Genomic DNA, 13,499 nt, shown 5'->3' with positions numbered 1-13,499 from the left:
GCATATTTGCCAAATCACTCAGCTTTCATCCTTCTATACTCAGCGGGGCTAACGCCTAATTGCATTTTTATAAACTTCGTAAAGCTTGACGGTTGTTCAAATCCGAGTCTCCCCGCAATCAGATAAATGGGGTCCTTCGTCGTCACGAGCAATCGCTTAGCGATCTCCAGCATGTGCAATTTAATAAATTCCTGTGCCGTTTTCCCCGTTTCTTTCTTCAGCATATCCGAAAGATAGTTAGGGGAATACCCCATCGCCTGCGCAAGTCCCTTTACGCTGGGCATCCCCACTTTTTCAATCGTTTCCGTCGTGCACTGCTCCTGCAGCAGCCGCTCAAATTTGGCAACCGAATCTTTGACGACTGCCTTTCTCGTAATAAATTGTCTCCCGTAAAAGCGTTTGGCATAGTTCAGAAGCACTTCTAGATGCGACAGGAGCAGGTCGTTGCTGTAGGTGTCCAAATTTCCGCCGTATTCAACCTGAATATGGCTGACGATGCGATCGATAATTTCCTTTTCCTGATCCGAGAGATGCAAGGCTTCATTCGCCTCGTATTCAAAAAAGCTGTATTCCGGCATTTTGTGCCACAATGCGCTGCCTCTGATCAGATCCGGATGGAAGCAAAGCATCCAACCGTCCGTCTTTTCGTCGCTGTTCCGGTTCCCCTTAGCGAGAATTTGTCCCGGTGCCGCAAACATCAGGCTTCCTTCAAGGAAGTCGTAATATTTGCGTCCGTAAATCAGTTCGCACTCGGCATTGTTTTTCAAGGAAATCATATAGAAGTTCAGCTTGTACAACACCTTGTATTCGGAATCGCGAGGATTGATCGAATTGTAGTCGATCAGCGTGATCAATGGATGCCTGGGCTTGGGGCAGCCCAGTATGTCGTGCAGCACAGAGATCGATTCGATATTGATCATGCGCCCAGCCTCCCTGCAAGCAAAGCCGGTGCGGGCTTTGCCGATCGTCTTGTTTAAGTAAATGTCATTATACATCCGAATCGGCGTCCCATACATAGTCAAATCCACGATGAACTTGTGCCGATTACGGATTCAAGCCGATCAGTGATTCAGACAACATGTTCAGTAATCTGGATATGTAACCGCATAGGCTTTTCATTTATTGTACAGGATAGAAACACAAAAAATAAGACCGCCCCTTGGTCGAAAGAGGAGAAGGATGCAAGATGAAAGATTTTACATTCTACAACCCGACGAGAGTGGAGTTCGGAAAAGATAAAGAAAACCTAATCGGCAGCTACATGGTGCCCTACGGCATAAAGAAAGTGCTACTGGTTTACGGCTCGGAGCGAATCAAAACGTCTGGCCTGTTCGACAGGGTTGCGAAATCGCTCGCCGATCACGGAATCAGCTTTGTCACCCTGGGCGGGATCAAAAGCAATCCGGTCATCAGCAAAGCGAGGGAAGGCGTACGCATCGCCAAGGAGAACGGCGTCGACGCCGTGCTCGCCGTGGGCGGCGGCTCCGTGCTCGATACAGCCAAGGTCATTGCCGCAGGAGCCGTATACGAGGGCGACGTTTGGGACTTGTGCAGCTACAAGAAATATCCGGATGCCGCGCTGAAAATTTTCGATATTTTGACCTTGTCGGCAACCGGCAGCGAAATGAACGCTTCCGCGGTCATTACCAACGAGGAAACGACGGAAAAGTTCGGCTTCTCCAGCCCGGCCGCTTTCCCGACTGTGTCGGTCATCAATCCGGTGCTTCAGGAAACGGTCACCCCGGAATATTTGGCTTACTCCGGCGTTGATATTTTGTCCCACTGCATGGATTTATATTTTACCGCCGCCTACATTCCAGAAATGACGGCGAATCATATCGAGAACATCATCAGAACGGTCATTCGAACCACGGACGCCTTGTTGAAGAATCCGAGGGACTATGAAGCCAGAAGCGAATTTGCTTGGGCTGCGGCGCAAGCCTTGAATAGAACCACCTTCGCCGGGGTGGAGGGGAATCGCTACGACACCCACTTGATCGAGCATTCCCTATCGGCCCTGTACGATGTGCCTCATGGCGCCGGTCTCGCCGTCGTTTACCCGGCATGGATGAATTGGCATCTTGCCATGAACCCGACAAGATATGAACGATTCGCACGCCATATCTTCGGCCTGCAAACAGCCGAAGAAGGCATCGGGGCGTTAATGAACTGGTTTGTCAGCATTGGCGCTCCGGTCAAGCTAGAGCAAGTTCATATCACAAAGGACAAGATCGAAGAGATTGCCTCCCATATTTATCGAACCATTGAAATGGCCCGGATGCAATCCCTTTATCCGAAAGAAACGATTGTCGAACTGCTGAATCGAATGTAATCAGTTTCTCGAAGCATGAAGCCCCTTCCAAGGGGTTTTCATGCTTTAGCAAACGAGGGAGGTCGCTAGCGAAATGAACAAAGGCTGGTCAAAGGACGATATTCCCGATTTGTCGGGCAAAGTTGCCGTGATTACGGGTGCAAATAGCGGAATCGGATTCGAAACGGCATCCGTGTTGGCAGAAAAAAATGCCACGGTTATTCTGGCTGTCCGCAATACGGATAAGGGCCAAGCTGCAGGTATAATGAATACTCCTTATCGGCTAACCAAGGATGGTTTTGAATCCCAGTTTGGAAGCAACCATCTGGGTCATTTTGCATTAACCGGATTATTGCTGCCCCGGTTGGTTGCCGCTCCATCCTCAAGAGTGGTCACTTTAAGCTGTTTAGCCGCTCACAATGCCAAAATCGATTTCGATAATCTCGACGGTTCCAAGGGATATAGCAGCTGGAAATTTTACGGTCAGAGCAAGCTGGCCAATCTGCTCTTTGCCAGAGCCTTGCATAGCAAGCTCAGCAGGAACGGGACGAAGACAAAGAGTATCGCTTGCCATCCAGGATTCTCGAATACGAATCTTACTTCTTTTGGTTCGGGAAAGCGTCCCAATGCTGTGATGCGTCTAATGTCCTTTTTCATGACACAGCCGGCGAACATGGGCGCGTTGCCCTCGTTATACAGCTCCACATCCCCCTACCTAAACGGAGGGGAGTATATTGGCCCTGACGGAAAAGGAGGCAGGAAAGGCTATCCCAAAAGCGATCCTATCATCGAGAAACTGTATACCCCTTTGGTAGCTGAAAGCCTCTGGGATGTCTCAGAGAAATTAACCGGAGTTATCTTTAACTTCGATTGACACGTGGCATGCGTTAATCTCCCATTTCATGCACAGAGCGGAATGCTCTGAAGTGCAAAACATCCGGCTCTTAAGCATATCTGTATAAAACAATCAAGCACGACTGAAACTTCGATTTTGTTCTTCAGTACCTTATTTTTGAAATCAGCGCCGTCCATCGTGAGCGTCGTGAAAACAAAGGATTTCTACGTATCTATTCGTTGCATTCCTATTACGCACTCCACATGCATCGAGTGTGTACTTAAGCTCCAATCTGCAGATTTAGCATCGAAGCCTCAACCTTAACGTTCATCGGGAATAAGATTATGTTCTTGTCACCTGACACCTGTTAAACGGCCCGTATGGAAGGCGGCTCATTGCCCAGCTCCCTTTTTAACAGGAGATCCATGTAGGCCAACATTTGCGCGCGAAGCTCCTCCCGCTGCAATCCGAGCTCCATCGTCGCTTTCAAATACCCGAACTTGTCGCCGATATCGTAGCGGTCGCCCTTCATCTCCAGCGCCAGAAGCCCTTCCAGCCGGCAAATCTCGCGCAAAGCGTCGGTCAGTTGGTACTCGTTGCCCGCTCCTCTTTCGATCCGCTTCAGCGCCTGGAAGATGCTCGGTTTCAAAATGTACCGTCCCATGATCGCCATATTGGAGGGAGCTTTGTTAGGCGCAGGCTTTTCGATCAGGTCCGTCACCTGGAAGGTCCGGTTTTGCTGCCTTGATGTCGCGATCACGCCATATTTGCTCACTTCCGACTGCGGCACCGGCTGCACGCCGACAATTTGCTTGTATGTGGATTCGTACAGATCGATCATTTCCGTAAGCGCGCAGGAATCTTTCGAGAGAATGTCGTCTCCCAGCAGCACCGCAAACGGCTCATTGCCGATAAAAGACTCCGCGCACAAAATCGCATGCCCCAATCCAAGCGGCTCCTTTTGCCGGATATAATGGATGTTCGCCATGCCCGAGATGTTCTGGATTTCGCGGAGCGTCTCCAGCTTTCCTTTCTCGAACAGCGCCTGCTCCAGCTCAACCGTTTTGTCGAAATGGTCTTCGATCGACTTCTTGTTGCGCCCGGTCACGATGAGAATGTTCTCGATACCGGCGCGCACCGCTTCTTCAACAATGTATTGAATGGCCGGCTTATCGACGATCGGCAGCATTTCTTTGGGCTGCGCCTTCGTGGCCGGCAAAATTCTTGTTCCTAATCCGGCTGCCGGAATTACGGCTTTTTTAATTTTCTTCATCATATACCACTCCTTTTCGTCGCAGGGGGCTGCTGGCTGAATACCCAGAAGCGGCTCCCCGTATAGTTGACTATCATTCCCAAAACGCTTACGCACAATTTACTGCTCCACACCGGCCATCCCGCATGCTGTCCAAGCCAGGCCATCAATGCCGAAGTCATTAACAGGACTACGCCGTTCACGCCGACGAATTTGAGAAATTCGCTGCGGCTCCGCGAAGGCTCCCTGCCTTTTGCAAACGTCCATGCCCGATTCATCAAATAACTGTTGATCACACCGCTGGAATACGATACGGCCTGAGCCGCCAAATACGGCCATCCCCACAAAGTAAGGAGAGTAAACACTCCAAAATCAATCGCCGTATTTACGCCTCCCGTCATAGCGAACTTCACGAATTGCGCCACATTTTTGCTCATATCAGATGACGCTCTTGATGCGGCGTTCTTTTTTTTTCATTCCGTAGCAATCGCGCACAATGTATAAAGGCCGGCCTTTAGCCTCGTCGTAAATACGGCCGGTATATTCGCCCAGAACGCCCAGCATGATCAAAATAAAGCCGCTGAAAATCAGTTGAATGATCGCGATGGCGTTCCATCCGGGTACGGCCGCGCTGGTGAACAGTTTGAGATAGAAGACGACGAGCATGTAGATCAGACCCGAAACCGAGAGCAAGCCTCCCAAATAACTCGCTAATTTCAAAGGTTTATAGGAAAAGGAAGTGATTCCGTCCAGGCACAGCTTGAGCATTTTCTTCAGCGGGTATTTCGTTTCTCCCGCCAGGCGTTCGTCGCGCACGTATTCGACGGCCGTTTGTTTGAAACCGACCCAGCTAACGAGCCCGCGGACAAAACGGTTTTTCTCCGTCAGGCGGCGCATTTCCTCGCATACTTTGCGGTCCATCAGGCGGAAGTCGCCGGTATCGACCGGGATCGCGATGTCCGTGGACGCCCGCAGAATCCGATAAAACATATGAGCCGTCTGCTTTTTGAAAAAGGTTTCGCCCTTCCGTTTCGTCCGCTTGGCGTAGACGACGTCGTAGCCTTGCTTCCATTTGGCAATCATCTCCAGGATCAGCTCCGGAGGGTCCTGGAGATCGGCGTCGATCACGACGACGGCATCTCCGCCGGCGTAATCCACGCCCGCCGTAATCGCGATCTGGTGACCGAAGTTACGGGAAAAATTGATCAGCTTGACCCGCTCATCCAGGTCGCTGAAGCCTTTGATAATCGCCGCCGTCTCGTCGCGGCTTCCGTCGTTGACGAACAGCAGCTCGTACGAATCGCCGGTCATATCCATCACTTCCCTCAAGCGCCGGTACGTCTCATGAATGACAGCCTCCTCGTTGAATACGGGAATTACAATCGAATAGCGTACATATGCCGTCATATCGGTTTCCTCCTTCGGTTTATTGAGTAATTTCATACAGTGTCGAGTTGCCGTCTCTTCCGCCCATTCCCATCGGACCGCCGCGCCCGCCATCCTGGTTTTGCGACGACGTTGCCGATTGCCACTCCGACGATGGAATTTCCTTGCTGTGTTCTTTGATCCAGGTAATGACTTCCGAGTTTCCTCTCTCGCCGCCGAATCCACCGGACGATAACAGGAAGTATTTGATCTCTTTATTGGCAATCATTTGCTTTAATTTATCTACCGTCAAAATCGGGTCGGAACCCGAAAAGCCCCCCATAGCCATGACCGGCTTGCCGGTCTGAATAATATACGGCGACGCCGAAGTGGCGCTGGATACCGCGAACAGGTACTTCTCGCCGGTATTGTTTTTGGTCACGTAGTCCAGCAGCTTGGTGTTGACCTGCTCGTTCATACCGCCGCCCATCCGGCCCATGCCGCCGCTTCTCATCAAGCTGGGCCCCGCCTCGGGCAGCATGCTGTTGCCGCCGTACAGAAGCGGCGTTGCCGCCCAGAACAGAGGCGCCGCGAGCAGCGACAGCAATCCGAGCATGGCTGCGGTGTGCGCCAGCTGTTCTTTTTTGGCGGCGATGAGCAGCAGCAGGGTCATGATGACACCCGCGGCGCCGACTCCAGCCGCCCAACTGTAACCGATTTGCGCATTGTAAGGGTAAATAATGTACACTTCAAAAGCTGTCGTTCCCAAAATCGCCGCCGGCAGCAGCCATGTTTGCCAGCCCGCTCTGTCGCGGTAGCGGTGCCACAGCTCCACCCAACCGGCTCCGGCAAGCGCCGCGATCGGCGCAGCCAGCATGATCAAATAATATTGATGGAAGAAGCCGGCGATACTGAAAAATCCCATAGCCGGCAGCAGCCAGGCCAGCCAGAACAACGTTTCTTGCTGCTTGTGAGTAAGCGGCGTTCTTCTTCGGATGCCTGCCAGCAGCGCGAGTGCGCCAATGGCTGCAAAAGGAATCAGCCAGCTGATTTGACCGGACAGCGCCGATTGGAACAGGCGCAGCGGCCCGGCTTGGCCGGTGTTGAACGCGCCTCCGCCGCCCGGACCGCCGGGGCCTCCCGGGCCGCCTCCGCCTCCGGAGAAGCCTTGGCCGCCGAAGTTCGGCATCTGCCCGTTCGACGCACCGCCGTCCGGCACGCCGCCGTTCTGGCCGCCGCTAGCCATGCCGCCGTTGCGGTCTGCGGCCGCTTCGCTGTTCGGCGTGCCGCCGTCCTCGCGGTTCATGCGGCCGCCGTCCTGCGAACGGCCCTCGCCGTTCGGCATTTGCATCTGGCCGCCGCCTCCGCCGCCAGGCCCTCCCTTCATGCCCGTCAAACGCGACACGCCGTTATAGCCAAAAGCAAGCTCCAGCACCGAGTTCGTTTGGCTGCTGCCCATATACGGGCGCTTGTCTTGCGGGATCGAGTCCACGACTACCGCCCAGGATAAAGATACAGCCGCCAAAACTATGGATGACGCGGCCAGTACGCTCAGTTTTTTCTTCCAGTTCACCTTGGCCGCGATCAGATAAAAGAAATAAAAAGCGGGCACTACCATGTAAGCTTGCAGCATTTTGATATTAAACCCGACACCGACGGCAGCGAACGCTGCGATCACCCAGCCCCACTGCTGTCTGCGAATGCCCCGGAACAGCATCCAGGTTGCCGATACCAATGTGAATACAAGTAAGCTGTCCACATTGTTCGTTCTGCTGACCGCCGCCGCGATCGGCGTACAAGCAAAGACCAGACTCGCCAGCCGCGCCGCCGTACGGCCGAAACTCGGCTTCACGATCACGTAGATGAGCAGCACCGACCCGACGCCCGCCAGAGCTTGCGGCAAAATCACGCTCCAGCCGTGCAGCCCGAAGATGTAGGCGCTGAGCGTCTGCACCCAGAACGTCACCGGCGGCTTATCCACCGTTACATAACCGCCCGGATCGAAGGAAGCAAAGAAAAAATTATGAAAGCTTTGCAGCATGCTGGTGACAGCCGAAGTGTAGTAGGCATTCACCGTTTTATCCGTCCAAATGTTATACATGTTAAGGAAAGCAGCCAGCAACGCGATCAAAATAAGGCTGATATCCACTTGTTGATATCGTTTTGTTTTCATATTCGGTCGTTCACCCCTTGATTGATTTCCCTTTACACCTAACACTTTAATCACCGTTGCTGAATCCTAGCTGAAAGCCCCCTGAGTTTTTAGTGAAAGCTTTCTGAGCCTATGCTGAAATGGTTGGAACAGGAAACATTCAGTGATTTTTCAGCAAACAATCAAGTTCATCTCAGCTGTCGATTTTATACTAAATACATCATTCAAGAGGCAGTACATGAAAAGAGGGGAAGCATTATGGAACTTATCACAGAGTCCTTCCATCCGTTTCGCTTTCAGGCCATGCAAGTGGACGTAGAGCTGCTGCTCAGGTGCGAAGACAAGGATGCTCTCGTCGTCGAGAAGCTTGCCGTGGATTGGTTCCGAAGCGCAGAAAAACGCTTCAGCCGCAATTTGGCCGATAGCGAAATCAGCTTGTTAAATACGTTGGCCGGCGAAAGCTGTATGGTTTCGAACACGATGTTGGAAGTACTTTTTTTGGCAGAGGCTTATCAAACGGCGACCGAGGGCGGGTTTTTCCCCCTGCTTAACAGCGGCGAGGCGCAAACGGCCAACTCCAAAAAGCCGGCACTGCTCTGGAAAATGGATCCCGTTCAGAAGTCCATTACGCTTCCCGAGCATTCCATCATCGATCTGGGGGGCATCGAAACGAGCTGGTCCGTGAAAAAAATGGCCGAGTACATGCAGACCGGCATGGAACTGAAACAAGGCCTCATTCTCGCCGGAGGCAGTCTGACCGCATGGGGAAGAGCCCTGCGCCAGCTTGACCCCTGGATCATCGGCATTCAGAACCCGTGGAACGGCAATATGAAGGTGGGCGGCGTCGCTCTGCCCCAAGGAGCTTTGTCCACGTACAGCAAATATGAAAACCCCGTGCCCGGCGACAGCGACGTGGAGCAATGCACGGTCATCGGCCAGGATGTCATCGAATGCCATGTATGGGCCAAAGCGATCTGCACACTGGGCATCGAGGCAGGTCTTGCGCTGCTATCGGAGCGCACAACGATGTGCGAGGCCATCCTGATTTCGACCAACAGGCAAATCCACTACTTCGGCAAAAAGGAATCGCTCGGCAAAACCTGGCTGGATATGAGCATCGATCATTATCATTTCAGACAGGAGGCTTCCTGAGCGAGCAGGGGCCCGGTGGCTTTGGCGCGCGGGGTCCAGGCTCTGGCGAGCGGGGCCCGGGGCTTTGGCGAGCCTGAGAAGCCCGCGATTGTCAGATCGCCCGAGAAAGTCGCGGCACTTTGTTAGGGATAGGGGAACCAGAGGGGCTCCGCTTAGCGGGAGAGCCTGCTTTTCCCCAGCGGCACCTCTCCGGTGTGGGTCGTGGAACCGCACAACTGGGCAGGAGGCAGCTTGGTAAGGAGAAAACCTGCGAAAGTGCAGGTTTTTTCTGCGAAATCGGCTAATTTTGGCGAAATACCTGCAAAAGTGCAGGAATTTTCGCTGGAAGTGAGTCTGCGTCCATAAGTTCGGATGAAAAGCCTGCACTTTTGCAGGAATTGTTCGCGACCAGCGATCAAGGACGCAAATTCATGTATTTTTGCAGGTTTTCTTCGTGCAGCCAGGCAGATTTCTGCGCGATTGCCGGCAATTGCCGGCTGCTGCATGCGAACCCCGCCCCTTGGCGGGGGACCGATGCAGAGGCATGCCACGATTCCGCGCGGAGCCAAAACAAAAGCGGCCCTGGAGTTTTACGCTCCAAAGGCCGCCGTTTTTTTGCTGATTAAGCCTGCACGTTCAGGACGGAGGCTGTCTCCGATGCAGCGTCCGCTTTGCCTAAGCTGTAAGCTTTTTTCAAAAGCTCCTGCAAACTGTTGGTAGAGCTGCTGCTGCTGCTCGTACTGCTTGAGGTGCTGTCGTCATCATCGTCATCATCGCTTTTCAGCGTCTGAAGAATCGACTGGAGCGAGTCATCCTCCTTGGAGGAGGCTCCTTGAGGTCCGCCGGCGCCGCCGGGTCCTCCTGGCCCGCCTGGTCCCCCACCCGGAGGCATGCCCCCAGGAGGAGGTCCCATAGGCTTTTTGCCCGAGGATATCGATGCTGCAATAGAAGACGTATCCCCTGTATCTATGGAAGTAACTCCTTCTCCGGTCCCGGAAGAATCGGAAGAAGAATTTTGTAACTGCGCGTAAAGCTGCAAAGCTGCGGAGCTCAACTCCACGGAGTCGGCGGAATTGCTTGAGCTGGAACTGCTGCTGCTTTCGGACGTGCTGCATGAACCTCCGCTTTCCGAGCTGGCGGAAGTTTGCAAAGATTGCCTGTACAAATAACTGACGGTTGAACTGGAAATGTTCATTGGCGAGTCCTCCTCATCGAATTTGGGTCGTGCCTGAATGTCGTATGTATTCTCCATCGCTCCAGCATCAACGTACCAAATCCAGATGAACATCGCATGAACGTAAAATGAAAGTTTCCTGAAACACTTCCGGCCTTCATCGGGCGTTTGTTTTGAACTGCCGCGCTCCCGTGCTATTATGGAAGAAATAATCGTGTAGGGGCTTTTGCAATGAACTATGATGTGATTGTTATCGGCGGCGGATCAGCCGGATTGATGGCAGGTATTGCCGCCAGTGCCGGCGGCGCGAAAGTATTGCTTGTGGATAAAGGGGACAAGTTGGGTCGCAAGCTCGGCATCTCCGGCGGCGGAAGATGCAACGTGACGAACAATAAGGATATGGATGAGCTGATCCGGCATATTCCGGGCAACGGACGCTTTTTGCACAGCGCGTTCTCCCGGTTCGGCAACCGCGATATTATCGCGTTCTTTGAAAATTTGGGCATCCGCTTGAAAGAGGAAGACAACGGACGCATGTTTCCGGTCACGGACAAAGCCAAAACGGTCGTCGACGCGCTCGTGAATCAAGTCCGCAAGCAAGGCGTGGACATCCGCACGAACAGTCCGGTCGCCAAGGTGCTGTACGAAGACGGACATGTCCGCGGCATCCGTACGCGCAGTGGCGAAACGTTCCGCAGCCGCTCCGTCATCGTCGCTTCCGGCGGCTGCTCCGTGCCGCACACCGGCTCGACGGGCGACGGCTACGAATGGGCGAAGGATGCCGGGCACACCATTACGGAGCTGTTTCCAACCGAGGTCCCTTTGACCTCGAAGGAGCCTTTCATCCGCAGCCGGGAGCTGCAGGGCCTTGCCCTGCGGGACGCGGCTTTGTCGGTATGGAACGCGAAGGACAAAGCCGTCATCACCCATCGCGGCGATCTTTTGTTTACCCATTTCGGCTTATCCGGCCCGATTGCCCTGCGCTGCAGCCAGTTCGTCGTCAAAGAGCTGCCCAAGTCCGAACGGAAAGAAGTGCTGCTGACGATCGACCTTTTTCCGGATCGGAGCATGGACGAAGTGTTCGGCGAAAGCCTGGATCTCGCCAAAGCGGAGGCCAAAAAAGCGATCAAGAACGTGCTGAAAAGCCTCGTATCCGAGCGGCTGATTCCGCTTTTGCTGGACAAAGCCGGCCTGGACGGGCAGTTGACCTTCGACCATATTCCGAAGCAGAACTGGCTGGAACTGAGCAAGCTGCTGAAAGCTTTTCCCGTCTCCGTTCACGGCACGCTTTCTCTGGAGGAAGCTTTCGTCACCGGCGGCGGCGTCCATCTCAAAGAAATCGACCCGCGGACGATGCAGTCCAAGCTCATGGACGGGCTGTTTTTCTGCGGGGAAATTCTCGATATTCACGGCTACACCGGGGGCTACAACATCACGGCTGCTTTTGCGACGGGCTATACGGCGGGCCTAAGCGCAGCTGCGCTGGAACTGTAGGTCCTCTTCTCTCCCCAATTTGTAAAACTCGCACTGCTGCGCTTCGTAGACACTGCGCCAAAAACGGATAGCCGGCTCGTTCGCGGCCAGCTGTCCGCAGCAGCAGCGGCCGGGATACAGCCGGAAAAGCTTGGCCGCCGCGGCGGTGCCGCTTCTCATCCACCTCAATGAATCCATTTGAGCCATAAATAAAGTCCTGTAAGCGTCACAAACAAGGTTGGAACAGTCAGTACGAAGCCGATTTTGAAATAGTACCCCCACGTAATCTTCACGTCCTTGCGGGACAAAATATGCAGCCACAACAGCGTGGCCAGGGAGCCGATCGGGGTGATTTTCGGCCCGAGGTCGGTGCCGATGACGTTGGCGTAAATCAGCGCCTCGCGCATGATTCCTTCGGTCTGCGTGCCGTGAATGGCGAGCGCGTCGATCATAAGAGTAGGCAGATTGTTCATGATCGAGGACAATACCGCCGCAAGGAAACCCATGCCCAGCGTTCCCGCGTACAAGCCGTAATCCGCCGAAGCCTGAATCAGCTTGCCAAGCAGGTCCGTTAGTCCCGCGTTTTTGAGCCCATATACGACCACATACATGCCGATAGAAAAAACGACGATCGTCCAGGGCGCTTCCTTGACGATTTTGCGGACATTCACGGTCTTGCTCCGTCCGGCGGCAATCAGGAAAAACAGCGTCGCCAGGCCGGTGATCATGCTGACGGGAATCTTGATAAACTCGCTGGCAAAAAATCCCGCCAGCATAATGCCGAGAATGATCCACGCCAAGCGGAACAAGCGCATGTCTTTGATCGCCTCGCGCGGCTGCTTGAGCGCGGACACATCGATTTGCCGCGGCATTCGCTTGCGGTAGACGAGGTACAGCATCAGCAGGCTGGCTCCAATCGAGAACAGGTTCGGCACGAGCATGCGCGATGCGTATTCTCCAAAACCGATGCCGAAATAGTCCGCAGACACGATATTCGTCAAATTGCTGACGGTGAGCGGCAGCGACGCCGTATCGGCGATAAATCCGCCCGCCATAATAAAAGGCAGCACCATCGCCTGCTCGAACTTCAGCGCGCGCACCACCGCGAGAACAATCGGCGTCAAAATGAGCGCCGCCCCGTCATTCGCGAACAGCCCCGATACGGCTGCGCCGAGCAGGACCGCGTATACGAACATGCGTCTTCCGCTGCCCTTTGCCAGACGCGCCATATGCAGCGCCGCCCACTCGAAAAAGCCGATCTCATCGAGCAGCAGCGAGTTCAAAATGATCGCGACAAACGCCAGCGTGGCATTCCACACAATACCGGTAACTTCGATTACATTGTGCCAGGTCACTACACCAAGCAAAAGCGCCAGCAGCGCCCCTCCCGACGCCGTCCAGCCGATTCCGAGCCCTCTGGGCTGCCAAATCACCAAAGCAATGGTTACCGCAAACAACAAACAAGCTAAAACAATCATATTTCCCCCAAAATTCGACAATATAGCCGGCCTTTCAGCACAGCGATACTATCCATTGTAAAACAAACTGCATAAAACCGAAACACTCGAAAAAAGCGTATGTCGAAAAAAGCGTACCGGCCCGCTTTGTTGAACCGCTTCTGCAAAGGAATTCCCGCTCGCTTTCACCGTTCCGCATGGGGGATACGTGCAGCCGCGGCAGTTTTCGCACTGCGCACTGCGCACTGCGCACAGCTCCAGCATGCAGCGTTGCGCTGCATGACGGCAGCCGGACAACTCGACGGCCGCAGCAGATCTTCTCTAACCCGCACCTCTCCTGCACGGGTTG

The 13,499-nt window shown here is 53.9% G+C and carries 12 protein-coding genes; 4 read left to right on the top strand and 8 right to left on the bottom strand.

Going from position 1 to position 13,499, the window contains the following annotated elements:
• Window positions 1-14: 14 nt before the first annotated feature.
• Window positions 15-920 carry an AraC family transcriptional regulator gene (locus AC6RNO_RS18695; RefSeq protein WP_474685401.1) on the bottom strand — a complete coding sequence of 302 codons (906 nt, stop codon included), beginning with the start codon at window positions 918-920 and terminating at the stop codon, window positions 15-17.
• 266 nt (window positions 921-1,186) lie between these two features.
• Between AC6RNO_RS18695 and AC6RNO_RS18690 the strand changes: the two genes are divergently transcribed.
• Both AC6RNO_RS18690 and AC6RNO_RS18685 read left to right on the top strand, forming a co-directional pair.
• Window positions 1,187-2,332 (top strand): iron-containing alcohol dehydrogenase, encoded by a 1,146-nt coding sequence (locus AC6RNO_RS18690; RefSeq protein WP_497106335.1) that lies wholly within the window; start codon window positions 1,187-1,189, stop codon window positions 2,330-2,332.
• Window positions 2,333-2,405: 73 nt separating this feature from the next.
• On the top strand, window positions 2,406-3,185 hold the full coding sequence (locus tag AC6RNO_RS18685; RefSeq protein WP_497106334.1) for an SDR family NAD(P)-dependent oxidoreductase: 780 nt from the start codon (window positions 2,406-2,408) through the stop codon (window positions 3,183-3,185).
• Window positions 3,186-3,513: 328 nt separating this feature from the next.
• Here AC6RNO_RS18685 and galU read toward each other — a convergent pair whose 3' ends face one another.
• The 4 genes from galU to AC6RNO_RS18665 are packed head-to-tail and all read right to left on the bottom strand — an operon-like array spanning window position 3,514 to window position 7,936.
• The gene (gene galU, locus AC6RNO_RS18680; RefSeq protein WP_474685404.1) at window positions 3,514-4,422 is read right to left on the bottom strand and encodes a UTP--glucose-1-phosphate uridylyltransferase GalU; all 909 of its coding nucleotides are present in this window, start codon (window positions 4,420-4,422) and stop codon (window positions 3,514-3,516) included.
• Entirely contained in the window at window positions 4,419-4,835 is a 417-nt protein-coding gene (locus AC6RNO_RS18675) for a GtrA family protein (protein ID WP_497106333.1), read from the bottom strand. Before AC6RNO_RS18675 ends, galU begins: the two co-directional genes overlap by 4 nt.
• A gap of 1 nt (window position 4,836) precedes the next feature.
• A complete protein-coding gene (locus AC6RNO_RS18670; protein ID WP_497106332.1) occupies window positions 4,837-5,805 on the bottom strand; it encodes a glycosyltransferase in 969 nt (322 codons plus the stop codon).
• 19 nt (window positions 5,806-5,824) lie between these two features.
• Complete coding sequence (locus AC6RNO_RS18665) at window positions 5,825-7,936, bottom strand: glycosyltransferase family 39 protein (protein WP_497106331.1); 2,112 nt, start codon at window positions 7,934-7,936, stop codon at window positions 5,825-5,827.
• Between the two features lie 237 nt (window positions 7,937-8,173).
• Here AC6RNO_RS18665 and AC6RNO_RS18660 point away from each other — a divergent pair, with 237 nt between their 5' ends.
• Window positions 8,174-9,067, top strand: coding sequence for an FAD:protein FMN transferase (locus tag AC6RNO_RS18660; protein WP_497106330.1), 894 nt, complete (start codon window positions 8,174-8,176; stop codon window positions 9,065-9,067).
• Window positions 9,068-9,219: 152 nt separating this feature from the next.
• On the opposite strand, the gene AC6RNO_RS18655 is transcribed toward AC6RNO_RS18660, so the two are convergent.
• Both AC6RNO_RS18655 and AC6RNO_RS18650 read right to left on the bottom strand, forming a co-directional pair.
• Window positions 9,220-9,552 (bottom strand): hypothetical protein, encoded by a 333-nt coding sequence (locus tag AC6RNO_RS18655; RefSeq protein ID WP_497106329.1) that lies wholly within the window; start codon window positions 9,550-9,552, stop codon window positions 9,220-9,222.
• Between the two features lie 116 nt (window positions 9,553-9,668).
• Window positions 9,669-10,241 (bottom strand): hypothetical protein, encoded by a 573-nt coding sequence (locus AC6RNO_RS18650; RefSeq protein WP_497106328.1) that lies wholly within the window; start codon window positions 10,239-10,241, stop codon window positions 9,669-9,671.
• Between the two features lie 210 nt (window positions 10,242-10,451).
• Here AC6RNO_RS18650 and AC6RNO_RS18645 point away from each other — a divergent pair, with 210 nt between their 5' ends.
• Window positions 10,452-11,714, top strand: coding sequence for a BaiN/RdsA family NAD(P)/FAD-dependent oxidoreductase (locus tag AC6RNO_RS18645; RefSeq protein ID WP_474685410.1), 1,263 nt, complete (start codon window positions 10,452-10,454; stop codon window positions 11,712-11,714).
• Between the two features lie 164 nt (window positions 11,715-11,878).
• On the opposite strand, the gene AC6RNO_RS18640 is transcribed toward AC6RNO_RS18645, so the two are convergent.
• On the bottom strand, window positions 11,879-13,171 hold the full coding sequence (locus AC6RNO_RS18640) for an arsenic transporter (RefSeq protein ID WP_488436880.1): 1,293 nt from the start codon (window positions 13,169-13,171) through the stop codon (window positions 11,879-11,881).
• Between the last annotated feature and the right edge of the window lie 328 nt (window positions 13,172-13,499).

It is taken from the genome of Paenibacillus sp. sgz302190, from assembly GCF_059820445.1.
This window is presented reverse-complemented; position numbering and strand designations above follow the sequence as displayed.